Origin of the sequence: Stenotrophomonas sp. TWI602 (genome assembly GCF_039674045.1) — a bacterium.
In the GTDB taxonomy this organism is placed as follows: Bacteria; Pseudomonadota; Gammaproteobacteria; order Xanthomonadales; family Xanthomonadaceae; genus Stenotrophomonas.
Genome location: NZ_JBDJMT010000001.1, coordinates 579,657 through 603,636 on the forward strand (window position 1 = coordinate 579,657; position 23,980 = coordinate 603,636).

The 23,980-nt window shown below is 67.0% G+C and carries 26 protein-coding genes; all 26 read left to right on the forward strand.

The genetic code is table 11. The features are described from left to right. Positions 1-664: 664 nt before the first annotated feature. The 26 genes from ABE483_RS02525 to ABE483_RS02650 all read left to right on the forward strand — a co-directional run bounded on the left by ABE483_RS02525 (position 665) and on the right by ABE483_RS02650 (position 23,831). Complete coding sequence (locus tag ABE483_RS02525; RefSeq protein WP_237772090.1) at positions 665-922, forward strand: flagellin; 258 nt, start codon at positions 665-667, stop codon at positions 920-922. Positions 923-1,145: 223 nt separating this feature from the next. Further along, entirely contained in the window at positions 1,146-2,735 is a 1,590-nt protein-coding gene (locus ABE483_RS02530; RefSeq protein ID WP_346481046.1) for a flagellin, read from the forward strand. Positions 2,736-2,918: 183 nt separating this feature from the next. Beyond that, positions 2,919-4,259 carry a flagellar filament capping protein FliD gene (gene fliD / locus ABE483_RS02535; RefSeq protein WP_346481047.1) on the forward strand — a complete coding sequence of 447 codons (1,341 nt, stop codon included), beginning with the start codon at positions 2,919-2,921 and terminating at the stop codon, positions 4,257-4,259. A 137-nt stretch (positions 4,260-4,396) separates the two neighbouring features. After that, positions 4,397-4,816 (forward strand): flagellar export chaperone FliS, encoded by a 420-nt coding sequence (gene fliS, locus ABE483_RS02540; protein WP_019184789.1) that lies wholly within the window; start codon positions 4,397-4,399, stop codon positions 4,814-4,816. Further along, entirely contained in the window at positions 4,813-5,100 is a 288-nt protein-coding gene (locus ABE483_RS02545; protein WP_346481048.1) for a hypothetical protein, read from the forward strand. Before fliS ends, ABE483_RS02545 begins: the two co-directional genes overlap by 4 nt. Then, a complete protein-coding gene (locus ABE483_RS02550; RefSeq protein WP_346481049.1) occupies positions 5,097-5,396 on the forward strand; it encodes a hypothetical protein in 300 nt (99 codons plus the stop codon). The genes ABE483_RS02545 and ABE483_RS02550 overlap by 4 nt, the downstream gene beginning before the upstream one ends. After that, entirely contained in the window at positions 5,393-5,974 is a 582-nt protein-coding gene (locus tag ABE483_RS02555) for a PilZ domain-containing protein (protein ID WP_313218271.1), read from the forward strand. The genes ABE483_RS02550 and ABE483_RS02555 overlap by 4 nt, the downstream gene beginning before the upstream one ends. A gap of 87 nt (positions 5,975-6,061) precedes the next feature. Next, positions 6,062-6,694 (forward strand): response regulator transcription factor, encoded by a 633-nt coding sequence (locus ABE483_RS02560; protein WP_121036749.1) that lies wholly within the window; start codon positions 6,062-6,064, stop codon positions 6,692-6,694. A 264-nt stretch (positions 6,695-6,958) separates the two neighbouring features. Next, positions 6,959-8,371, forward strand: a complete 1,413-nt coding sequence (gene rpoN / locus ABE483_RS02565; protein WP_346481050.1) for an RNA polymerase factor sigma-54 — start codon at positions 6,959-6,961, stop codon at positions 8,369-8,371. Between the two features lie 14 nt (positions 8,372-8,385). Then, complete coding sequence (locus tag ABE483_RS02570) at positions 8,386-8,763, forward strand: response regulator transcription factor (RefSeq protein WP_026070040.1); 378 nt, start codon at positions 8,386-8,388, stop codon at positions 8,761-8,763. Next, positions 8,760-10,256 (forward strand): sigma-54 dependent transcriptional regulator, encoded by a 1,497-nt coding sequence (locus ABE483_RS02575; protein ID WP_313211862.1) that lies wholly within the window; start codon positions 8,760-8,762, stop codon positions 10,254-10,256. Before ABE483_RS02570 ends, ABE483_RS02575 begins: the two co-directional genes overlap by 4 nt. A gap of 310 nt (positions 10,257-10,566) precedes the next feature. Beyond that, positions 10,567-10,929, forward strand: a complete 363-nt coding sequence (gene fliE / locus ABE483_RS02580; RefSeq protein WP_313211863.1) for a flagellar hook-basal body complex protein FliE — start codon at positions 10,567-10,569, stop codon at positions 10,927-10,929. Between the two features lie 12 nt (positions 10,930-10,941). Next, positions 10,942-12,582, forward strand: a complete 1,641-nt coding sequence (gene fliF, locus ABE483_RS02585) for a flagellar basal-body MS-ring/collar protein FliF (RefSeq protein WP_313218265.1) — start codon at positions 10,942-10,944, stop codon at positions 12,580-12,582. Between the two features lie 13 nt (positions 12,583-12,595). Further along, a complete protein-coding gene (gene fliG, locus ABE483_RS02590; RefSeq protein ID WP_026070041.1) occupies positions 12,596-13,582 on the forward strand; it encodes a flagellar motor switch protein FliG in 987 nt (328 codons plus the stop codon). Beyond that, positions 13,579-14,214, forward strand: coding sequence for a FliH/SctL family protein (locus tag ABE483_RS02595; protein WP_088435059.1), 636 nt, complete (start codon positions 13,579-13,581; stop codon positions 14,212-14,214). The genes fliG and ABE483_RS02595 overlap by 4 nt, the downstream gene beginning before the upstream one ends. Further along, a complete protein-coding gene (locus tag ABE483_RS02600; RefSeq protein ID WP_313211866.1) occupies positions 14,211-15,590 on the forward strand; it encodes a FliI/YscN family ATPase in 1,380 nt (459 codons plus the stop codon). Before ABE483_RS02595 ends, ABE483_RS02600 begins: the two co-directional genes overlap by 4 nt. A gap of 3 nt (positions 15,591-15,593) precedes the next feature. After that, positions 15,594-16,052 (forward strand): flagellar export protein FliJ, encoded by a 459-nt coding sequence (gene fliJ, locus ABE483_RS02605; RefSeq protein WP_070471607.1) that lies wholly within the window; start codon positions 15,594-15,596, stop codon positions 16,050-16,052. Beyond that, positions 16,052-17,203: a flagellar hook-length control protein FliK gene (locus ABE483_RS02610; RefSeq protein WP_346481060.1), complete on the forward strand. Its 1,152-nt coding sequence runs from the start codon at positions 16,052-16,054 to the stop codon at positions 17,201-17,203. Before fliJ ends, ABE483_RS02610 begins: the two co-directional genes overlap by 1 nt. A gap of 114 nt (positions 17,204-17,317) precedes the next feature. After that, positions 17,318-17,836 (forward strand): flagellar basal body-associated FliL family protein, encoded by a 519-nt coding sequence (locus ABE483_RS02615; RefSeq protein WP_346481051.1) that lies wholly within the window; start codon positions 17,318-17,320, stop codon positions 17,834-17,836. Between the two features lie 8 nt (positions 17,837-17,844). Continuing rightward, positions 17,845-18,852 carry a flagellar motor switch protein FliM gene (gene fliM / locus ABE483_RS02620; RefSeq protein ID WP_313211869.1) on the forward strand — a complete coding sequence of 336 codons (1,008 nt, stop codon included), beginning with the start codon at positions 17,845-17,847 and terminating at the stop codon, positions 18,850-18,852. Next, complete coding sequence (gene fliN, locus ABE483_RS02625) at positions 18,849-19,187, forward strand: flagellar motor switch protein FliN (protein WP_121036738.1); 339 nt, start codon at positions 18,849-18,851, stop codon at positions 19,185-19,187. Before fliM ends, fliN begins: the two co-directional genes overlap by 4 nt. Further along, complete coding sequence (fliO, locus tag ABE483_RS02630; RefSeq protein WP_313211870.1) at positions 19,184-19,585, forward strand: flagellar biosynthetic protein FliO; 402 nt, start codon at positions 19,184-19,186, stop codon at positions 19,583-19,585. The genes fliN and fliO overlap by 4 nt, the downstream gene beginning before the upstream one ends. A gap of 2 nt (positions 19,586-19,587) precedes the next feature. Then, a complete protein-coding gene (gene fliP, locus ABE483_RS02635; protein WP_121036736.1) occupies positions 19,588-20,370 on the forward strand; it encodes a flagellar type III secretion system pore protein FliP in 783 nt (260 codons plus the stop codon). Positions 20,371-20,409: 39 nt separating this feature from the next. Next, on the forward strand, positions 20,410-20,679 hold the full coding sequence (locus ABE483_RS02640) for a flagellar biosynthetic protein FliQ (RefSeq protein ID WP_019184809.1): 270 nt from the start codon (positions 20,410-20,412) through the stop codon (positions 20,677-20,679). A 10-nt stretch (positions 20,680-20,689) separates the two neighbouring features. Then, entirely contained in the window at positions 20,690-21,481 is a 792-nt protein-coding gene (gene fliR, locus ABE483_RS02645; protein ID WP_313211871.1) for a flagellar biosynthetic protein FliR, read from the forward strand. 205 nt (positions 21,482-21,686) lie between these two features. Further along, positions 21,687-23,831 carry an EAL domain-containing protein gene (locus tag ABE483_RS02650; protein ID WP_346481061.1) on the forward strand — a complete coding sequence of 715 codons (2,145 nt, stop codon included), beginning with the start codon at positions 21,687-21,689 and terminating at the stop codon, positions 23,829-23,831. Positions 23,832-23,980 lie beyond the last annotated feature (149 nt).

A 23,980-nucleotide genomic window follows, 5' to 3' on the forward strand; every position in this document is an offset into this window, starting at 1 on the left:
TGCCGATAGCGGCAAGTCGGTCAGCATCAACATCACCGGTACGGTCGACAACGCCAGCGTTGCCACGGCCCTGCAGGGGACCTTTGGTGCAGACGGCAAGAGCGAGGTGAACGGCTTCACCTTGGATCTCGGTGCCAGCACCACGGTCGCTGCAGCCGTTGCGGCCGGCAGCCTGAAAGTGGTCCGCACCGACGGTTCGAACATCGACGTCACGGAATCGGCGACTGGCTATACGACTGCCGCCAGCCTGGGCTTCCCCGTAGCAAGCACCGATGGCGTCTCCGCGGTCAGCAAGTTTGACGCGATCACTGCGGGCGAGTTCACCATCAATGGTCAGAACATCGAGGTCGGCGCTGCCAAGGATGCCAGCGAGCGCGCGACCACTCTGGTCAATTCAATCAACGCCCAAACTCACAAGACCGGCGTCACCGCCTCCCTGATTGATGGCAAGCTCCAGCTGAGCTCGCCGGATAAGGATTTCGTCATTGGCGGCACCCTTGCCGGCGGCCTGGCAGCAGCGACGGGCCTGGCCGTCGGCAGCACCGACGCAGCCGCGGCAGCGCCAATTGCCAGCGCAACGTCGTTCAAGGTCGGCGAGCCCGCGACCGGTTTTGCCGAACTGGACATTTCTAACCAAGAGAACGCTGACAATGCGATTTTGGCCATGGATGCGGCGCTGCAGTCGATCAATTCGGCCCGCGCCGACCTGGGTGCTATCCAGAACCGCTTTACCTCCACCATCGCCAACCTGAACACCAACTCGGAAAACCTTTCCGCCGCGCGCAGCCGTATCCGCGACGTGGACTACGCGCAGGAAACCGCCGAGCTGACCCGCGGCCAGATTCTGCAGCAGGCGGGCACGGCCATGCTGGCCCAGGCCAACCAGGTGCCGCAGAACGTATTGCGACTGCTGCAGTCGTAAGCCGCCGCCGGTAGTGAGCTCACAACGGGCCCCGCCATCCAGATGGCGGGGCCTTTTCGTTGGCCGCCGGGAAAAAAACAGCAAAGACCGCTAAAGGCAGGACGTGCAGTGCCGTTATTGATTTCAGCAGCGGTAGCACACCCCTTGGTGGGGCGCCAGCCACTGCCCCCCGAAACCGGTCAGGCTGCTCTGCCGGACACACTGCCAACAAGGAAACCGCACCATGGCACAAGTCATCAACACCAACACCATGTCGCTGAACGCCCAGCGCAACCTGAGCACCAGCGGCACCAACCTGGCCACCACGATCCAGCGCCTGTCTTCGGGCCTGCGCATCAACAGTGCCAAGGATGACGCGGCCGGTCTGGCCATCTCCGAGCGCTTCAGCACCCAGATCCGCGGCGCCAACCAGGCCGCCCGCAACGCCAACGACGGCATCTCGCTGGCCCAGACCGCCGAAGGCGCCCTCGGTGAAATCGGCAACAACCTGCAGCGCGTCCGTGAACTGGCCGTGCAATCGCGCAGCGCCACCAACTCTGCTTCGGACCGCCAGGCGCTGAACGCCGAAGTCCAGCTGCTGAAGCAGGAAATCCAGCGCGTCGCCGAGCAGACCAACTTCAACGGCACCAACCTGCTGGACGGCAGTTTCACCAACCAGGCCTTCCAGATCGGCGCCAATCAGGGCGAGACGATCAACATCTCGCAGGTCGCCAACGCCAACATCAGCAAGCTGGGCAACTGGACCACCGCGACGCGTGCAGCCTCGGCCGCTGGTTCCGCTCCGACCGGCGCCACCGCAGCTGCCGCAAAGCCCGCAAGCCTCACGGTCGGCGCTGTGACGGGCGGCACGGGCGGCGACACCGACAGCACCTTCGCCGTTACCTTCACTGCGGACAATAACGATTCTGCAGGCATCTCCATCACCGGCACTGTCAATAGCGCAAGCGTCGCTGCCGCGTTTACGGCCTCGTTTGGCGCAGACGGCAAAACTGCAGTCAATGGCTTCACCCTTGACTTGGGTGGCGAAGCCTCGATCGCTGAGGCTATGACTGCTGGAAAGCTTGACGTGGTCCGCGCCGATGGCTCCAATTTTGGAGCAACCACTGTAGCAAGCGCAGAGTACACCGCCGACCCGGCCATCGCCGGCATCGCCACGAAGAGCGCCAATGGTGCCGAAGCGACGGCGAGCTTTGCAGCGATCAAGGCAGGCGAATTTACGATCAATGGTCAAAGCATCGAAGTGGGCGCAGCCAGCAACGCTGGGGATCGCGCTATTGCGCTCACGAACGCCATCAACGCCAAAACCCACGTGACTGGCGTCAGTGCATCGATGATTGAAGGCAAGTTGCAGCTGACCTCCGCAGACAAGGACTTTGAGATCGGCGGCAGTCTCGCTGCAGACCTCGGCAAGGCCACCGGGCTCTCGGTTGGCAGCACCGATGCAAAGGCAACCACCGTCCTGGCCGGTGCCACCTCCTTTAAGGAGGGCGATGCAACGGTTGGCTTCGCCGATCTGGACATCTCTTCGGTAGGTGGCGCCGACAACGCCATCCTGGCAATGGACGCCGCCCTGAACTCGATCAACTCCTCGCGAGCTGACCTGGGCGCCATCCAGAACCGCTTCACCTCGGTGGTTGCGAACCTGAACACCTCGTCGGAGAACATGTCCGCAGCCCGTAGCCGCATCCGCGACGTGGATTACGCTTCGGAAACCGCCGAGCTGACCCGCAACCAGATCCTGCAGCAGGCCGGTACCGCCATGCTGGCCCAGGCCAACCAGTCCAGCCAGAACGTGCTGAGCCTGCTGCGCTGATCCAGCGGTAGTACCTTGCAGTAACGGGAAGGGGGCGAAAGCCCCCTTCTTCGTGTCCGGAGCAAACGTGGCACAGAGCTTGCAGCACGCCGGGATGCGCCCAGGCGCTCAAGCTCGTCCATCACCCGCCGATAGCAGATGCAGGACATCCGCACGGCCCGCCCCAGAACAAGGATCCCCTTCATGGCCCTCGGCACGATTGGCTCCGGCCTCGACATTCCCTCCCTGGTTTCACAGCTGGTCGCCAAGGAGCGCGAACCCCGGGAAAAGCAGATCAATACCGCCGGCGTGGCCGCCAGCGCCAAACTCTCGGCGCTGGGCACCATCAAGAGCGGCATGACCGGTCTGCAGACGGCACTGACCGCGCTGACGAAGGGCATGGCCACCCCCGGGCTGAAGACCAGCACGCCGACCGAGTCCAATTTCACCGCCGCATTGGATACCAGCACCACGGCTGGCAAGGCAGCCGCGGGTACCCACCAGGTGGAAGTCAAATCCCTGGCGCAGAACCAGAAGCTGAGTTCGAAGGCCTATGAGAAAGAGGCGGTCGTCGGTGACGGCACGCTGACGATCGGCTATGGCGATAAGAGCGTCAGTGTCACCATCGAAGCGGGCGCAACGCTGGCCAAGATCGCGGCGGAGATCAATTCCGCCGCCGCCAGCAAGGGCGTGACTGCGGCGGTCGTCACCGCCGACGATGGCGAGCACCTGGTGCTGACGGCGGTCGACGCCGGCAGCAAGGGCGCCCTCAAGGTCAGCGCCAGCGGTGGCAACGGCGGGCTCGCGGCGCTGCAGTACGATGGTACCGATGCCTCGACGATGGATGTCATGGTCGAAGCCAAGGATGCAGTGGTGGTGGTGGACGGGTTCACCCGGACCAGCAGCTCCAACACCATTACCGATCTGGTGCCGGGCGTCAGCCTGACGTTGACCAAGGCCAAGGAAGGCGAGACCCAGACGCTGACCATCAGCCCGGACAACAGCACGCTCAAGACCAACCTCAACGCGTTCATCACCGCCTACAACTCCATCCAGTCCACGCTAAAGAACTCCAGCGCCTACAACGCCGAAACCGGCACCGCCTCGACCATGACCGGCGATGCCATGGTGCGCGGCCTGCAGCAGCAGCTGCGCGGCCAGATAAGCGCAAACGTCAACGACCTCAAGGCGCTGGGCGTGACCATCGCCGCCGATGGCACCCTGAGCCTCAACTCGACCACGCTCGATACGGCGTTGTCCAAGAATCCCGAGGCCGCCACGAAACTGTTCGGCGCCGAGGGCGCCATGGGCAAGCCGTTGACCGAGCTGCTCAAGAGCAATCTCGATGCGACCACGGGCACCATCACCCAGCGCACCAGCTCGCTCAACAAACAGATCAAGGCGCTGGAAAAGCAACTGGACGACCTGGATGCGCGGATGGAAAAAGTCTCCGATCGCTACACCAAGCAGTTCACCGCCATGGAAACGCTGGTCACCCAGATGCAATCGGCCAGCAGCTCGCTGGCCTCGCAGCTGACCAGCTGATCCGCCCTGCCTTCCCCCTTTGCATACGGCAGCCTCAAGTCGGCGGCCGTATGCGCCGATAACCCAGTAAGACCTGTGCCACGCTGCGCCAACCGCGCAGGTACTCCGGCACGCAGGCAACTCAGGAGAGTCCATACATGTACGGTCCCAATCGGCAGTTCGCCGAGCAGTACCGCAAGGTCGGCGTCACCACTTCAGTGGTCGATGCCGATCCGCACAAGCTCGTCGCCCTGCTGCTGGCCGGCGCCTGCGAACGCATCCGTACCGCCGAAGCATCGCTGCAGCGCAATGATCAGCCGCGCAAGGGCAAGGCTATCGGCGAAGCCTGCGCGATCGTCGGGCACCTCAACGGGTCGCTGGATCATGAGGCCGGCGGAGAGATCGCGGCCAACCTTTCGGCACTCTACGATTTCATCATCATGCGCCTGACCGAGGCCAACCTGCACAACGATCCGACGGCGCTGAAAGAGGCCCTTGGACTGGTGATGGAAATCGACTCGGCGTGGAACGCCATTCCGGCCGACCACCGCCAGGTGCGGCCGGTTGCTGCGCCATGAACCTGCGCCCGCTCCACGACACCCTGGATACCCTGGAAGCTGCGTTGCCCAGCGGCGACCACGAAGCCAGCCAACGCCTGATAACCGACCATCTGCAGGCGGTCGCGGCGCTGTCGCTGGTGGTTGAACGCCCGACCGATGCTGCGATCCAGGCGTTGCGCGACCATCAGCAGCGCGTGCTCTCGCGCATGGTCCAGCTTCGCGACGAAGCTGCCGCGCAGTTGCAGCACAGCGGTCGCTCCCTCCGCGCCGCCCACGCCTACCTGCAGGCAGAGGCACTGTGATCGCCTCGCTCGGCTCCATCAACGCACGGCTGGATGCACTGGAAGCGGCCCTGCACGATGAGAACCTCGTCGAAGCGGGTCGCCAGCTTGATGCCCTCGATGCCGCCCAGCGCACTTATCTGGCCGGCCCATCAGCCCTGTCCGACGTGCCGGGCCTGGCTTCACTACAGGCACGCCAGCAGCGCATCATGCTGTTCATGATGCGCCAACGCGAGGGTGCCAGCCGCCCTGGCCGTGACCATCGCCACCCACCCCGCGCCGCACAGGCGCGCCTTTGCGCAGAATCCCTGACATGAACGAGCTTCGCACCAGCGCCATCCATCACCCGGCCGAAAGCGAGCTGTTCGATGAGACGCTGAGCTGCGAAGTGGCGCTGCCGGCCGAGTTCCGCATCGGCAGCGCGGTGATCCGCCCCGGCACGGCCGAGACCCTGCTGCGCAGCGTGGCGCTGGTGGAGGATGCCCGCAGCGATGACGGTCATGACGACCGCAGCGATGCCACGCTTCAGGTGCAGCGCCTGGAAGCCAAGCTCGATCTGGTCATGGTGCTGCTGGGCCGCCTGGTCCGGCAGAGTGCGCAGGACCTGCCACTGCGCCCCCTGCGCTGGTCACGCCGTGGCATCCGCCTGGAACAGGGCAGCCGCAGCGGCGCCGCACCGGGCAGCATGGGCGTGATCCGCCTGCAGCCCTGCGATTGGCTGCCCGACCATATCGACCTGCCCGTGGTGATCGTGGCCGAAGCGGCCAATGGCTCGGGCGCGCATTACCTGTGGTTGCGTTTCGAAGGGCTGAGCGACGCGCTGGAAATGGCCCTGGAGCGGCATCTGTTCCGCCTGCACCGCCGCCAGATCGCCGAAGCGCGTCGCCTGCGTTGACCGTACGGCCCCGACTGTGACGTATTCGGCTTGGCGGTAGGCCTTCACTCCGTTAAGGTGACGGCCTCCCCGCTCCCCAAGCAGCCTGTGCGCGTTCTCATCGTCGATGATCACACCCTGGTCCGTGCCGGCCTCAGTCGCCTGCTGCAGGGCTTTGCCGACGTCGAGGTCATCGCCGAGGCCAGCAACGCCGAGCAGGCGCTGCAGCTGAGCGTGCAGCATTCCCCGGACGTCGTCCTGATGGACCTGTCCCTGCCCGGCCGCACCGGCCTGGAAGCCCTGAGCGACATCCTGCTGCGTACGCCCGGCTCGCGCGTGGTGATGATGACCATGCACGACGATGCCGTGCATGTGCGCGATGCGCTGGACCGTGGCGCGGTCGGCTTCGTGGTGAAGGATGCCGCCCCGCAGGAACTCGAACTCGCCCTGCGCGCCGCGCATGCCGGTCAGGTGTTCCTCAGTCCGCAGATCTCGGCCAAGATGCTGGCGCCCATGCTGGGCAGGGAAAAGCCGGTCGGTGTGGCCGCACTGTCGCCGCGCCAGCGCGAGATCCTGCGTCAGATCGGCAAGGGCGAGAGCAACAAGGAAATCGCGGCGGACCTGGGCATCAGCGTCAAGACGGTGGAGACGCACCGCGCCCGCATGATGGAGTCGCTGGGCTGCCGCCGTGCCAATGATCTGGTGCTGCTCGCCGCCCGTCATCAGCACGAGCTGGAGTGATTCGCGCCGGTTCTCCGGCGCACGGCATGTGTCCACCGGGCAGGGCGACGGATTTTTGAAGCCCGATCAGGCGGACTGGCACGGAAGAACAAGGCCTCGACCCCGGACACCCGTCAAAATACCGCGCCGATGTAGGGGTGGCCCCTACACGCTGTCAGGGATTTGACGACCCGACTCAGGAACCCCCTGATTCCCGGCGTACGGGAAGAGAAGCAAGATGTGTTCCATAACGCACCGGGGAGTCGGTGCGAACGGGACACCACTTTGAAAGCCTCCATGTCGACCCAGATGGGTCAGCAGCTCCACCTCACCCCGCAACTGCTGCAGTCGATCCGGCTGCTCCAGCTCGACGGCATGCAGCTGGAACTGGAAATCCGCCGCGCCCTCGAGACCAACCCGCTGCTCGAGATCGAAGAAGCGCCGGAGCCGGTGGCTGCCGACACCGCCGAAGCCACCACCGCCCAGGATGTGGCCGCCTTCGACGAACTGCCGGAAAGCACCATGTGGGACGTGGCCGGTGCCGGTTGGCAGGACGGTGACGATGACCGCATGCAGCGCGTGGCAGCCGGCGAGTCCTCCGATCCGCAGCTGCGCGCCCTGCAGCGGCTGGCGATGGAGCTGGATGACCGCGACCTGGCGGTGGCTGGTTTCTGGCTGGAGCACTGCGACGACGCCGGCTATCTGGATGCCCCGCTTGCCCAGCTGACCCTGCTCGCCAGTGCGCGCTGCGATGTGGACGCTGCCGGTGTGGAAGCGGTCCGTCAGCGAATCCTGCACGGCGATCCCATCGGCCTGGCCGCGCAGGACCTGTACGAATGCCTGAGCGTGCAGCTGCGCGCCCTGCCCGGCCGCGTGCCGGCCCGCCACCTCGCCCAGCGCGTCCTCGACGATGGCCTGGCCGCGCTGGCCGCACACGACTACCCGGCCCTGGCCCAGCAGCTGGATGCCGAAGTGGCCGACATCCATGAGGCCGTCCGGCTGATCCTGTCGCTGCAGCCCCGCCCGGGCGAGAGCCTGCTGCCGGACAGCAACGGCGTCGTGATTCCGGACGTGGTCGCCTGGCATGCCGATGGTCACTGGCGCGTCGCGCTGAACCCGGCCACCAGCCGCCGCCTCAGTATCAACCCGCACTACGAACAGGCCCTGGCCGAGACCAGCGAAGCGGCGCAGCCGCTGCGTGACATGCTGCAGGAAGCGCGCTGGCTGACCCGCGGCCTGTCGATGCGTTACGACACCCTGCTGCGCACGGCGCGCGTGATCATCGAACGCCAGGCCGGCTTCCTGACCCGTGGCGAAGAAGCCATGGCGCCGCTCACCCTGAAGGAAGTGGCCGACGCGATCGGCATGCACGAGTCCACCGTCTCGCGCATCACCACCGGCAAGTACCTGCAGACCCCGCGCGGCACGCTGGAGCTGAAGCACTTCTTCGCCGTGCGCCTGGAAGGTGCCAGCGTCTCCGGCCAGGCCGTCAAGGCCATGGTGCGCCGTCTCATCGAATCCGAACCGGCTTCCCGGCCGCTGGCCGATGAAGCCATCGCCGGCCTGCTTTCGCGTCAAGGGGTGAACATCGCCCGCCGTACCGTTGCAAAATACCGCGAACAACTGGACATCGCCCCGGCGCGCGAACGCCGCCGCAGCCATGCCAGCACCCCGCACCTCCTGGCCCGGGTGGGCTGAAGGAAATGGAAGACATGAACAAGCTCACCGTCCTGCTGGTCGACGACCACGAAGGTTTCATCAATGCCGCCATGCGCCACTTCCGCAAGGTCGACTGGCTCGACGTGATCGGCAGCGCCGCCAATGGCCTGGAAGCGATCGAACGCTCCGAGTCGCTGCGCCCGAAGGTGGTGCTGATGGATCTGGCCATGCCGGAGATGGGCGGCCTGCAGGCGACCCGCCTGATCAAATCCCAGGATGATGCGCCGTACATCGTCATCGCCAGCCACTTCGATGACGCCGAACACCGCGAGCATGCGCTGCGCGCCGGGGCCGACAACTTCGTCAGCAAGCTGTCCTACATCCAGGAAGTGATGCCGATCCTGGAAGGCCTGAAGGGGAACGGATCATGAGCGAATCCCGCATCCTGGTACTGGACAACGACGCCGTCCGCGCCGAGCGCACCGTCGCCCTGCTGGAGTTCATGGACTTCAACCCGCGCTGGGTGGCCGATGCCAACGACTTCGACATCACCCGCCACCGCCCGAACGACTGGATGGCCGCGATCATCGGCGGGCTGGACAATTCCGACCGCAGCGACGCGCTGTTCGCCTGGCTGGGCAAGGGTGCCCTGCCCCCGCCGGTGATGCTGATCGACGGCGACACCACCGCATTCGCCCAGCAGTTCGGCCTGCACGAGGCCAATGTGTGGCCATTGGAAGCGCCGCTGCGCCACGCGCAGATGGAAGGCCTGCTGCGCCGTGCCAGCCTCAAGCGCCTGGATGCCGAGCACCAGGCCGGCGCCGTGCAGGACCAGGGCCCGACCGGCGATGGCGCGGCCGTCACCCAGCTGCGCCGGATGATCGAGCAGGTCGCCGCGTTCGACACCACCGTGCTGGTGCTGGGCGAATCGGGCACTGGCAAGGAAGTGGTCTCGCGCTCGATCCACCAGCGCTCGCCCCGCCGCGATGGCCCGTTCGTGGCGATCAACTGCGGCGCCATTCCGGCCGACCTGCTGGAAAGCGAATTGTTCGGTCACGAAAAAGGCGCCTTCACCGGCGCACTGAGCGCCCGCAAGGGCCGCTTTGAAATGGCCGAGGGTGGCACCCTGCTGCTGGATGAAATCGGCGACATGAGCCTGCCGATGCAGGTCAAGCTGCTGCGCGTGCTGCAGGAGCGCAGCTTCGAGCGCGTCGGTGGCAACCAGACCATCCGCTGCAACGTGCGCGTGATCGCCGCGACCCACCGCGATCTGGAATCGCGCATCGCCGACGGCAAGTTCCGCGAGGATCTGTTCTATCGCCTCAACGTGTTCCCGATCGATGTGCCGGCCCTGCGCGAGCGCAGCGAAGACCTGCCCGCGCTGGTCACCACCATCGCCGGCCAGCTGGCCCGTACCGGGCGTGGTGAAGTGCGTTTCACCGGCGAAGCGCTGCAGGCCCTGGCCGCGTACGAGTGGCCCGGCAACGTGCGCGAGCTGACCAACCTGGTCGAGCGCCTTGCCGTGCTGCACCCCAGTGGCAACGTGCGCGTGCAGGACCTGCCGGCCCGTTATCGCGGTGACTTCGCCGCCGCCGCGCCGGTGGCCGTAGCGGCGCCAGCCGCCGTGGCCGACGAACGCCTGGACCTGCGCAGCTTCTCCTTCCACACCCCGGGCGCCCAGAGCACCCCGGCCCTGGACAACGGCAACGGCCCCGTCAGCCGCGCCCCGGCCCTGCCCGACGACGGCCTGGACCTGCGCAACCACATGGCCAACATCGAGTTGAACCTGATCAACGAAGCGCTGGAACGCACCCAGGGCGTCGTCGCCCACGCCGCCCAGCTGCTCGGCCTGCGCCGCACCACCCTGGTGGAAAAACTGCGCAAGTACGGCATCGAGCGCGACCAGACCGAACTGGCTGGCTGAGCCGATCAACACGTGGAAACCAGAAGCCCGGGCCTGTCCCGGGCTTTTTTGTGGATCTGTCAAATGGTCTCCGCCTCGAAGGCTCAGAGCACCCTCCGCCGGTTTTCCGGCGTCGACTCTCCGGCACGCCACCGCGTCACACCGCCGCCCGGCCACTCCCCGGCGCCTGACGAAGATCACGGCCGCGCCTGCAGGCGCCGCTGAATACGCAAACCCGCGCCACCCCTACAAAACTGAACCACTCATCTGTTTCGGCACGGCACTTGCAACGTATTCCCGTGTAACCCACCCCTGCTTCGGAACGTTCCAGATGTCGCACTCCGTCACCTCGATCCTTTCTCAGATCCGCACCTTCCAGACCCAGATAGGGCAGCCCGCCGTCAGTCCGCTGACGGAGCTGCCGCGCAGCAATGCCATCCAGGGTCTGGTGTCCCCCCAGGAGATCCAGGGCCCGAGCTTTACCGAAACGCTGCGCGGCGCCATCGCCGGCGTCAACGATGCGCAGCAGAAATCCGGCGCCTTGGCCAAATCCTTCGAACTGGGTGAACCCGGTGCGGACCTGGCCAAAGTGATGGTCGCCTCGCAGCAGTCCCAGATCGCCTTCCGCGCCACTGTGGAAGTCCGTAACCGTCTCGTCCAGGCTTATCAGGACGTGATGAACATGCCGCTGTAAGGATAGAAACGCATGGCCCTGTCGCTCTCCAAAGAATCGCTGAACACCGAAAAGGCTGGGCAGTGGTTCGACCGGCTGCAAAGCCTGCAGATCACCCGTCGGCTCGGCCTGATGGCGATGATCGCCGTGGCCGTGGCGGCAGGGCTGTTCGTGTTCTTCTGGTCGCAGAAGCCGGGCATGGTGCCGCTCTACACCGGGCTGGACCAGAAGGCCACGGCCGAGGCCACCGACCTGCTGCGCGCGGCGCAGATTCCCTTCCAGCTGGATCCCGCCACCGGCGGCATCACCGTGCCGGAAAAGAACCTGCACGATGCCCGCCTGAAGCTGGCCGGCTCCGGCCTGACCGACAGCGGCCGTCTGGGCTTCGAACTGATGGAGCGTGACCCGGGCTTCGGCGTCAGCCAGTTCATGGAAAACGCCCGCTACCAGCACTCGCTGGAAACCGAGCTCTCGCGCACCATCAACACGCTGCGCCCGGTCCGTGATTCGCGCGTGCACCTGGCCATCCCCAAGCCCAGCGCCTTCACCCGCCAGCGTGACGTGGCCAGTGCCTCGGTGGTGCTGGAGCTGCGCGGTGGCCAGCAGCTTGAACGCGGCCAGATCGATGCGATCGTGCACATGGTCGCCGCCAGCATCCCGGACCTGGCGCCCGAGCGCGTCACTGTGGTGGACCAGAGCGGGCGCATGCTCAGCGTCTCCGACCCGAACAGCGAAGCGGCCATGAATGCCGCGCAGTTCGAGCAGGTGCGCCGCCAGGAAACCTCGTTCAATCAGCGCATCCGCGAGCTGCTCGAGCCGATGACCGGCCCCGGCCGGGTCAACCCGGAAGTCAGCGTGGACATGGATTTTTCGGTGATCGAAGAAGCCCGCGAGCTCTACAACGGCGAGCCGCAGAAGCTGCGCAGTGAGCAGATGAGCGAAAACAGCAGCAACGTGCCCGGCCCGCAGGGCGTGCCCGGGGCTGCCAGTAATACCCCGCCCGGCCCGGCGGCCGCGCCGGCCACGGCGCAGGCGCCGACGGAAACCTCCAAGAACGCGACCCGCAACTACGAGCTGGACCGCACCCTGCAGCACACCCGCCAGCCGGCCGGCCGCATCAAGCGCGTCTCGGTGGCGGTGCTGGTGGACAACGTGCCGCGCGCCGGTGCCAACGGCAAGATGGCCGACCAGGCCCTCTCGGCGGCCGAGCTGACGCGCGTCGAAGCGCTGGTCAAGCAGGCGGTCGGCTTCGATGCCGAACGAGGCGACACGGTCTCGGTGATGAATGCCCCGTTCGTGCGCGAAGTGACGCCGGTCGAAGGGCCGAAGTGGTGGGAGCTGCCCCAGGTGCAGGACGCCTTGCGTCTGCTGCTCGGCGCGATCGTGGTGCTGGCCCTGGTGTTCGGTGTGCTGCGCCCGGCGCTGCGCTCGATCACCGGCCAGACCAAGCCCAAGGATGACGAGCTGGAACCCCACCGTGCCGATGTGCAGCTGGTCGACGATGGCGAAGGGCTGCCGGCGATCGGCAGCGAGCGCCTGCACGCGGCCGGACATGAACCGCTGGCGCTGCCGGTGGACTCTTACGAGGAACGACTGCGCATGGCGCGTGAAGCTGTAAAGACCGATTCCAAGCGCGTGGCCCAGGTGGTCAAGGGCTGGGTGGCCAATGATTGATGCACCTCCCCCGCTGACCGGCGTTCAGCGCGCTGCCGTCCTGCTGCTCTCGCTGGGTGAACTGGACGCGGCCGAAGTGCTGCGCCACATGGAGCCCAAGGAAGTCCAGAAGATCGGCATCGCGATGGCGACCATGACCGACATCACCCGCGAGCAGGTCGAGCGGGTCATGGACCAGTTCGGCAGCGAGCTGGGCTCCAAGACCTCGCTCGGCGTGGGCTCGGACGACTACATCCGCAACATGCTGGTGCAGGCGCTGGGCACCGAAAAAGCCGGCAGCCTGATCGACCGCATCCTGCTGGGGCGCAACACCACCGGCCTGGACGCGCTGAAGTGGATGGATCCGCGTGCCGTCGCAGACCTGGTCCGCAACGAGCACCCGCAGATCATCGCCATCGTGATGGCCCACCTGGAAACCGACCAGGCCGCCGACGCGCTCAAGCTGCTGCCCGAACGCACCCGCGTGGACGTACTGCTGCGCATCGCCACGCTGGATGGCATTCCGCCGAACGCGCTCAATGAACTCAACGAGATCATGGAGCGCCAGTTCGCCGGCAACCAGAACCTGAAGTCGTCCAACGTGGGCGGCGTGCAGTGTGCGGCCAACATTCTGAACTTCATGGACAGCGGCCAGGATCAGGCGATCCTCGGCGAGATCGCCCGCATCGATGCCCCGCTGAGCGGCCGCATCCAGGACCTGATGTTCGTGTTCGACGATCTGGTCGACCTGGACGACCGCGAACTGCAGCTGGTGCTGCGCGAAGTCAGCGGCGAGCGCCTCGGCCTGGCCCTGCGCGGCGCCGACATCAAGGTGCGCGACAAGATCACCCGCAACATGTCCCAGCGTGCCGCTGAAATCCTGCTCGAAGACATGGAAGCCCGCGGCCCGGTGCGCCTGTCCGATGTGGAAGTGGCGCAGCGCGAGATCCTGGCGATCGTCAAGCGGATGGCCGATGAAGGCACCGTCACCATTGGCGGCAACGCGGAGGCCATGCTGTGAACAACGCCGTGCGCTGGCTTGCCCCGGACCTGCTGGCGGTGCCCGAGCCGCCGCCGGAAGAGCAGTTCGAGCTCACCGAACCGGATCCGGAGCACGAGCCGGAACCGCTGCTGCAGCTGCCGACCCTGGAAGAAATCCAGGCGATCCAGGACAGCGCCGAGAAAGACGGCTTCGATCAGGGGCACGCCGAAGGGCTGGCCCAGGGCCAGGCGGAAGTGCGCCGGCTGATCGCGCAGATCGAAGGCATCCTGGACAACTTCAGCCGGCCACTGGTGCGACTGGAGAACGAAGTGGTCGCCGCACTCGGCGAGCTGGCAGTGCGGGTGGCCGGCAACCTGGTCGGGCGTGCCTACGAGGCCGAACCGGAACTGCTGGCGCAGCTGGTCAATGAAGCGGTGGATGCCGTTGGTGGCGCGAGCCGCGATGTGGAGGTCCGCCTGCATCCGGACGACATCGCTGCGCTGGCGCCGGTGCTCAACCTGGCCCCGAACCAGCGCCTGACGCCGGATCTGAGCCTGAGCCGCGGCGACCTGCGCGTGCATGCCGAGGCCGTGCGCATCGACGGCACGCTGGATGCACGCCTGCGCGGCGCCCTGGATGCGGTCATCCGCAAAGCCGGAACCACCCCATGAACACCGATACCCTGCCCCCACCCGCCGATTGGACCGCCGCGCGCAACCTGCGGCTGGCGTCGCGGCTGGACAACATCCGCCCGGATACCGCGCATGGCCGCGGCCTGATCCGCGAAGGCGTGCTGCGCCGCGCGGTTGGCCTGACGCTGGAAGCAGTCGGCTGTGAAGCGCCGATGGGCGCCAGCTGCAAGGTCGAGGTGGCCGACGGTGGCTGGGTCGATGCCGAAGTGGTCGGCTTCGCCGGTGAACGCACCTACCTGATGCCCAGCGCCGAACTGCACGGCCTGCTGCCCAATGCGCGGGTCGTGCCCTCGCTCGGCCGCGGTGGCGTGGAAGTGGGCGAAGGCCTGCTCGGCCGCGTGATCGACAGCGACGGCGTGCCGCTGGATGGCAAGGGCCCGATCCGCGCCGAAGGCACCGTCGGCATGGCCGGCGTCTCGATCAACCCGCTCTCGCGTGAGCCGATCACCCAGCCGCTGGACGTGGGCGTACGCGCCATCAACGCCTTGCTGCCAATCGGTCGCGGCCAGCGTGTCGGCCTGTTCGCAGGCTCCGGTGTCGGTAAATCGACCCTGCTGGGCATGATGACCCGCTACACCGCCGCCGATGTCATCGTGGTGGGCCTGATCGGCGAGCGTGGCCGCGAGGTCCGCGATTTCGTGGAAAGCACGCTGGGCGAAGAAGGCCTGCGCCGCGCCGTGGTGGTGGCGGCCCCGGCCGACCGCCCGCCGCTGGCCCGCCTGCACGGTGCCTACCGCGCCACCGCGATCGCCGAGTGGTTCCGCGACCAGGGGTTGAACGTGCTGTTGCTCATGGACTCGCTGACCCGCTTCGCCCAGGCCCAGCGCGAGATCGGCCTGTCCGTCGGTGAGCCGCCGACCACCCGCGGCTATCCGCCCTCCGTATTCGCCAAGCTGCCCGCACTGGTTGAACGCGCGGGCAATGGCGCCAAGGGCCGCGGCTCGATCACCGCGTTCTACACCGTGCTGACCGAAGGCGATGATCCGCAGGATCCGATCGCCGATGCCGCACGCGCGATTCTTGACGGCCACATCCTGCTCTCGCGCCGCGTCGCCGACAGCGGCCTGTACCCCGCCATCGACGTGGAGTCCTCGGTCAGCCGCGTGGTCACGGAAATTGCCGACGAACCGTGGCGCCTGCGCATCCGCAAGCTCAAGCGGCTGGTCTCGGCGTATTCGTCCAACCGCGACCTGATCGCGATCGGCGCGTATCAGCGCGGCAACGATCCGGCGACCGACGAGGCGCTGGAGCGCTGGTCGGACATTGTTGAATTCCTCGGCCAGGACGTCGGCAAAGCCGCCGACCTGCCGCACAGTCAGGCCGCCCTCAAGCGGCTGGTGGAACCAGAGAGTTAAGCCATGATCCAATCCAAGCGCTTCGACCCCTTGCTGAAACGAGCCCAGGACCACGAAGACGAGGTCGCCCGCGACCTGGCCGAGCGCCAGCGTGCGCTCGACACGCATGTGTCGCGCCTGGATGAGCTGCGCCGTTACGCCGAGGAATACGCCGGTGCCCAGATGTCGGCCACCAGCCCGGCCCAGCTGATGAACCGCCGCGCCTTCCTGGATCGCCTGGACAGTGCGGTCGCCCAGCAGCGCCAGACCGTGGACAACAACCGCGAGAAGGTGGACGCCGAGCGCGCCCGCCTGTTGCTGGCCAGCCGGGACAAGCAGGTGCTGGAACAGCTCGCCGCCAGCTACCGCGCGCAGGAAAAGGTGGTCACCGACCGCCGCGACCAGCGCGAGATGGACGATCTCGGCGCCCGCCGTTCGCGCCAGGCGCAGCGCGAAGAAGGCGAGAACGGAGGCAGCCCGTGATGCCTTCCGGCCTGCTCGGCGGCGCCGCCTCCGCACAGAGTGCGGGCGGCACCTCGTCCAGCCCCCGCGCGGACAGCACCCGCGGCACCGACCGTCGGGACTTTGACGCGCTGCTCAAGCCAGGTCGCGAGGCGCCCCGCAACGACACGCCGCGCAACGCCGGCAGCAGCCGCGACGCAGGCAAGAGCGCCACGACCGGCACCGCCAGCCAGGACAAGGACGCCGCGACACGCCCCGCCAGGCCCGGCGCCAGGAAGGCAGACGACACGGTCGCCCCCCCCGATACCGCTGCCACGGCACCGGCCACGGCGGAGAAGCCGGCCGCCGAACCGGCCGACGACACCGAGGCCGCATGGCCCCCGCTGGGGCTGGCCGGGCTGGCATTGAACGGCCTGCCGGTACCGGCGCCCACGCCCGTCACACCCGTCGCGACCGGCGCCGCCGCGGGCGCCAATGCGGCCCTGCCGGCCGTGGCCACCGCAGCCCCGGCCGCCAACGCGACCCCGCCGGTGCTGGCTGCCGCGCCATCCACCGACGGCAGCATCGCCCTGCCCGCCTTGGCTGCCGAGGCTGCGCCGGCCGACGATGCCTTGCTGCTCAAAACCTTCACGGACGCCTTGAACACGGCCACCAACGACGGCCCCGATGCCCCCGCCAGCCCGATGCTGCATGCACTGCAGGGCATGACCGAGGCCAAGCCGACGGTGGCCAGCCTGTTCACCGGCTCGCCTACCACCACCCCGCATCTGGGGGGTGAGGATTTCGACGATGCCGTCGGCGCGCGCGTCGGTTGGCTGGCGGACCAGAAGATCGGCCACGCCCACATCAAGATCACCCCGAACGACCTCGGTCCGATCGAGGTGCGCCTGCAACTGGACGGCGACAAGGTCCATGCGAGCTTCACCAGCGCCCACGCCGACGTGCGTCATGCACTGGAAAGCAGCCTGCCGCGCCTGCGCGACCTGCTTGGCGAGCAGGGCTTCCAGCTTGGCAATGCCGATGTAGGCCACCAGCAGACCGCGCCCGATGGCGGACGAGGCGATGGCCGCGGCGGAATGAATGGCGAGGACGGAGAACCGGCGCTGGCCGACACCACGCTGTCGCCCTCGCAGTTGATCCGCCAGCGCGGGCTGGTCGACGCCTACGCGTGATCGCACGCGGCGGCGCGGGCTCCACCGCGCCGCCAGAAAGCCGACACGTCGTCTTCAGCATTCAGGCACGGCCTTTGCATGTAGGCAGGAAGCAATCCTCTGGAGCTTCCCCTCGTGGCCGCAGCCGCCGATAAAACCAAGAAATCCGCCGAGAAGGACAAGGCCGCCAAGCCGCGCAGTCCGCTCCTGGTCACCGCCCTGGTCGCGGTGCTCGCCGCTGGCGCCGCCGGTGGCGGGGTCTGGTACTTCACCCAGTCCAAGCATGATGACAAGGCCGCCAAGCCGGCCGCCAGCAAATCCGCGGTGCCTGCCCCGGCGCAGTACTTCGGCCTTGAGCCGCCGTTCGTGGTCAACCTCAACAGCAGCTTCGACGGCCCGCGCTACCTGCAGGTCGAAGTGCAGCTGATGAGCCGCGACCCGGCCGCGATGGAGGCGATCAAGCTGCATGCGCCGGCCATCCGCGCCAAGCTGCTGATGCTGTTCTCCCAGGTCGAGCCGAGCGACATCGCCGACCGCGCCGGCAAAGAGCGCCTGCAGGCCAGTTCACTGGCTGAAGTGCAGAAGCTGCTCAAGGCCGAGACCGGCAAGCCCGGTGCCGACGAATTGCTGTTCACCAGTTTCGTGACCCAGTAAGGGCGACCATGAATGACCTGCTTTCCCAGGACGAGATCGATGCCCTGCTGCATGGCGTGGACTCCGGTGCGGTTGAGACCGACCTCGATGCGCCCACGCCCGGCGAGGCGCGCTCGTACGATTTCGCCAGTCAGGACCGCATCATCCGCGGCCGCATGCCGACCCTGGAAATGGTCAACGAGCGCTTCGCGCGCCTGTGGCGCATCGGCCTGTTCAACCTGATCCGCCGCTCGGCCGAACTCTCCGTGCGTGGCATCGAGCTGATCAAGTTCAATGACTACATGCACTCGCTGTACGTGCCGACCAACCTCAACCTCATCCGCTTCAAGCCGCTGCGCGGGACCGGGCTGATCGTGTTCGAGCCGACGCTGGTGTTCGCGATCGTGGACAACTTCTTCGGCGGTGATGGGCGCTACCCGACCCGTATCGAAGGGCGCGAGTTCACCGCCACCGAGATGCGCGTGATCCACCTGCTGCTCAAGCAGACCTTCGCTGATCTGCAGGAAGCCTGGGCGCCGGTGATGGATGTGGAGCTGGAGTACATCAACTCCGAGATCAATCCGCACTTCGCCAACATCGTGACGCCGCGCGAGTACGTGGTGGTCTGCCGCCTGCATGTCGAGCTTGACGGCGGTGGCGGCGACATCCACGTGACCCTGCCCTACTCGATGCTCGAGCCCATCCGCGAGCTGCTTGACGCGGGCATCCAGAGCGACCGCAACGACCGCGATGCCAGCTGGGGCGTGATGCTGCGCGAGCAGCTCAACATCGCCGAGGTCACGCTCTCCAGCGTACTGGCCACCAAGCGCATGAGCCTGCGCGACCTGACCAAGCTGAAGATCGGCGATGTGCTGCCGATCGAGCTGCCCAAGCAGGTGCCGGTGTGCGTGGAAAACGTGCCGGTGTTCACCGGCGAGTTCGGCGTCGCCAACGGTTTCAACGCGGTGAAGATCACCGCCACCCATCCCCCGGGCATCCGCCCACGCGTTCCCGTACTGCAGGAAGACCCGCAATGAACGATATCGAATCCAACGCGCCGGCACCGGCACAGTTCACCCAGCTGCAGTCCGATGACACCACGGTCGGCGACGAGCTCAACCTGGATGTGATCCTGGATGTGCCGGTGACGCTGTCGCTGGAAGTGGGCCGCGCCCGCCTGCCGATCCGCAACCTGCTGCAGCTCAACCAGGGCTCGGTGGTGGAACTGGAGCGCGGTGCCGGCGAATCGCTGGACGTGTTCGTCAACGGCACCCTGATCGCCCATGGCGAGGTGGTGGTGATCAACGACCGCTTCGGCGTGCGCCTGACCGACGTGGTCAGCCCGAGCGAACGGATCCGGAGACTGCGTTGAGTGCCGGGCTGCTGATCGCGGCCGGCGCCTCGACCGTCAAGGTCGGCCAGCATGCCGCCGCTGCACCGGGCATGTTCGGTGCGGTGCTGGCACTGCTCGGCGTGCTGGCGTTGATCGTCGGGCTGGGCTGGTTGCTCAAGCGCATGCCCGGCAGCGGCTTCCGCCCGGCCGAGGGGCTGCGCGTGGTCGCCAGCCTGACCGTCGGCGCGAAGGAGCGCGTGGTGGTGGTCGAGGTCAATGGCACCCAGCTGCTGCTGGGCGTCACTGCCGGTGGCATCAACACGCTGCATCAGCTGCCCGACCCCCTGCCGGCCCCGACGCCGGCGCGCCTTCCCGATTTCAAACACCTCCCGAATTTCGCCCAGCTGCTGCAACAGCGGCTGCGCAAGGAACCCTGACCATGCGTGGCCCCCGTACTTCCTGGACCCGTTACCTGCCGCTGTTGCTGACCGCTCTGCTGTGCGCGCTGCCGGCCCTGGCCTGGGCCGCGCCCGGCGTGCCGGGTGTGCCGGCACTGCCGGATGTGAATGTCGGCAAGATCGGCGGGCAGCCGGTCAGCCTGCCTTTGCAGACGTTGCTGTTGATGACGGCGATCACCCTGATCCCGTCGATGCTGCTGGTGCTGACCGCCTTCACCCGCATCATCATCGTGCTGGGCCTGCTGCGCCAGGCGCTGGGCACCGGCCAGACCCCGTCCAACCAGGTGCTGCTCGGCCTGGCGCTGTTCCTCACCGCGATGGTGATGCTGCCGGTGTGGCAGAAGGCGTGGGGCAGCGGCATGGCGCCCTACCTCAACGGCGAGATCGATTTCCAGACGGCCTGGACCCTGACCACCCAGCCGCTGCGCGCCTTCATGCTGGCGCAGATCCGCGAGACCGATCTGATGACCTTTGCCGGCATGGCCGGCCACGGCACCTACGACAGCCCGGATGCCATCCCGTTCCCGATCCTGGTCGCCTCGTTCGTTACCAGCGAGCTCAAGACCGCCTTCGAAATCGGCTTCCTGATCTTCATTCCATTCGTGATCATCGATCTGGTCGTGGCCAGCGTACTCATGTCGATGGGCATGATGATGCTCTCGCCGATGCTGGTCTCCGCCCCGTTCAAGATCCTGTTGTTCGTGCTGGTGGATGGCTGGGTTCTGGTGGTGGGCACGTTGGCCGCCAGCTTCAATGCGGTCTGACCGCCCCACCCTGTTGATCGAAACGGACCCGAGACTGACATGACGCCCGAACTTGCCCTGACCGAACTGCGTGGTGGCCTGATCACCGTGTTGTGGGTTGCCGGCCCGCTGCTGCTCACCGTGCTGATCGTCGGCGTGGTGGTCGGCGTGGTCCAGGCCGCGACCCAGCTCAACGAACCCACCATCGCCTTCGTCGCCAAGGCCGCGGCGTTGACCGTGGTGTTGTTCGCGCTGGGCAGCCTGCTGATCGGCCACCTGGTCGAGTACACCACGCTGCTGTTCCAGCGCATTCCCCATCTGATCGGCTGAGGCAGCCGCCGTGGATTCCGCGACCCAGATGGCCGCCGATGGCCTGCAGGCCTTCGGCATGATCGGCACGATCCTGTGGACCATGCTGCGGATCGGCGCGATGCTGATGGCCATGCCGCTGATCGGTACACGCGCGGTGCCGTCACGGATCCGCGTGCTGCTTGCCGGCGCATTGGCGATCGCGCTGTCGCCGATGCTGCCGCCGGTGCCGGAATGGACCGGCTTCGATGCGGCCACGGTGCTGACCATTGCCCGCGAACTGGCGATCGGCGTATCGATCGGCTTCCTGCTGAGGCTGGTCTTCGAAGCCGGCGCGATGGCCGGCGAGCTGGTCGCGCAGGGTACCGGCCTGGCCTTCGCGCAGATGAGCGACCCGCTGCGTGGCGGCAGTTCCGGCGTGATCGGGCAGTGGTTCTATCTGCTGTTCGGGTTGCTGTTCTTCACCGTCAACGGCCACCTGGCGTTGATCTCGCTGTTGATGGACAGCTACAAGGCCTTGCCGATCGGCACCTCGCTGCCCGATCCGCAGGCATTCCTGAGCATCGCCCCGACCTTCCTGCTGCAGGTGTTCCGTGGCGCGCTCACGCTGGCACTGCCGCTGACCGTGGCGATGCTGGCGATCAACCTGGCCTTCGGCGTGCTGGCTCGTGCAGCGCCTGCGTTGAACCCGATCCAGCTCGGCCTGCCGGTCGCACTGCTGCTGGGCCTGTTCCTGCTGACCGTGCTGGCCGGCGAGATGGGGCCGCCGGTGCAACGCCTGTTCGATGCGGCCTTCGATGCCGCCGACAGTGTCAGCCGCTGACCCGGGACACGCGGCGGGACACCTCCTGCCGCCATGGGTTGGGGGCACTCACGCCACTTGCGGGGCACCGGGGGCCTGACGGTAGTCTTGACCGCTCGACGGCAGTGCCTTTGCAACGCAACGACAGAATCTTCACCGTGTCTTTGCGGTGATGGCCGTGCGTCCTGTCGTATCGCTCAGATGTTGACCAGGGAGAGTGTCTTCCATGCTGATCGGCAGCTATACCCCGTGGTTGGTGGTGATTTCGTTCCTTGTCGCAGTACTGGCCTCCTTTACCGCGCTGGATATGTCCAGCCGGGTGACGACCGCCACCACGCGCCGCACCACCTGGTTGTGGTTGGTCGGCGGCGGCTGCGCGATGGGGCTGGGCATCTGGTCAATGCACTTCATCGGCATGCTCGCCTTCCAGTTGCCGATCCCCCTCGGCTATGCGCTTGGCCTGACCACCGTCTCGCTGCTGGCCGCCATGGCCTCTTCCATCTTCGCGCTGTGGCTGGTCTCGCAGCCGACCCTGCCGCACGGGCGGCTGGCGCTTGGCGCCGTGCTGATGGGCAGTGGCATCGCCTCGATGCATTACCTGGGCATGGCCGCGCTGCACATGCAGCCCGGCATCGACTACCACGCCGGCTGGGTGGCGCTGTCGCTGCTGATTGCAGTGGCGGCCTCGTGGACGGCCCTGTTCATTGCCTTCCGCCTGCGCAGCACGCACCACCGCCTGCGCGACCGCGCCGCACCGGCACTGGTGCTGGGCACCGCGATCGTGGGCATGCATTACACCGGCATGGCCGCCGCCCGCTTTCCGGCGGACAGCATCTGCGGTGCTGCGGCCGGTGATGGGCTGCAGGCGCAATGGCTGGCACTGGTGGTGCTGGCCCTGACCATCGCGATCCTGGCGGTGGTCCTGATCGTGTCCTGGCTGGACCAGCGCATGGAGGCGCAGCTGCTGCGGCTGCGCAACACCAACCTGAGCAGCTCGCTGGATGATGCGCAGGCGGAGTTGACCCAGGCGGCCCTGCACGATCCCCTGACCCGCCTGCCGAACCGCCGGCTGCTGCAGCAGCGCATCGAGCAGGCCCTGGCCGAGGCCGAGCAGCGCGGCAGCCGCTTCGCGGTGATGTTCATGGATCTGGACGGCTTCAAGCAGGTCAACGATGCCTACGGCCACCAGACCGGCGATGCGCTGCTGGTGGCCGTCGCCGACCGCACCCGCAAGCTGCTGCGGCCGGCGGACATGCTGGCACGGCTGGGCGGCGATGAGTTCGTGCTGGTGGTGCCGATCGAGAACGACGAGGACGTGGCGACACTGGCCAGCCGCCTCATCCAGACCGTCGGCAACGAGCCACTGCTGCCGCGCCACGACCTGCAGGTGACCGCCAGCATCGGCATCGCGATCTGCCCGGACCACGCCGCCAGCGAGCGCCAGCTGATGGCCTTCGCCGATGCGGCGATGTACCAGGCCAAGGAGGCCGGCCGCAACGCCTACGTGCTGTTTGCGGACTGGATGAATGACAGCGCCGAGCAGCAGTTCCAGCTGCTGGCCGACCTGCGCCGCGCCATCGGCAGCGAGCAGCTGTTCCTGCACTACCAGCCCAAGACCCGCGTCGCCGGGCAATCGATCAGCGGCGCCGAAGCGTTGATCCGCTGGCGGCATCCGCAACAGGGCCTGATTCCGCCGGACCGCTTCATCCGGCTGGCCGAACGCAGCGGCGTGATCAACGAGATCGGGCGCTGGGCACTGGATGAAGCCTGCCGCCAGCTGCGCGTGTGGCACGACGCCGGGCATGACGCCTGGACGGTGTCGGTGAATCTCTCGCCGATCCAGTTCGCCTCGCCCAACCTGCTGAAGGAAGTCCGCGAGGCGCTGCAGACCCATCGCATCGAGCCGCGCCGGCTGATCCTGGAGATCACCGAAAACACGGTGATGCGCGATACCGAGGCCAGCCTGACCCTGTTGCAGGCCATGGCGGCGTTGGGGGTGGGCATCTCCATCGATGACTTCGGTACCGGCTACTCCAGCCTGTTGTACCTCAAGCGCCTTCCCGCCACCGAGATCAAGATCGACCATGCCTTCGTGCGCGACCTGGAAAACAGCTCCGAGGATGTGGTGATCGTCTCGGCGATCGTGGCCCTGGGGCATGCCCTGGACATGGACATCGTGGCCGAGGGGGTCGAGACCGCCGGTCAGCGCGCCTACCTGGAACGGCTGGGCTGTGATTACCTGCAGGGCTATCTGCTCGGCAGACCGGTAGACGCCCAGCGCTTCATGCAGCTGCATGATCTGCCCCGCCCCAGAGTGGAGGTTGCGGCAGGCTGGAAGGCCCAGGCGCGGCCAGGGGCCTCGGCGGGGTGATGCAGGCCCGGTGAGGTAGTGCCGGCCCGGTGAGGTAGTGCCGGCCCGGTGAGGTAGTGCCGGCCGCTGGCCGGCTCCTCGAAGTGAGGTAGTGGCCGCCGCGGGCGGGGGGCGCGAAGGCCGACGACCAACAAATGGTGGGCGACCGC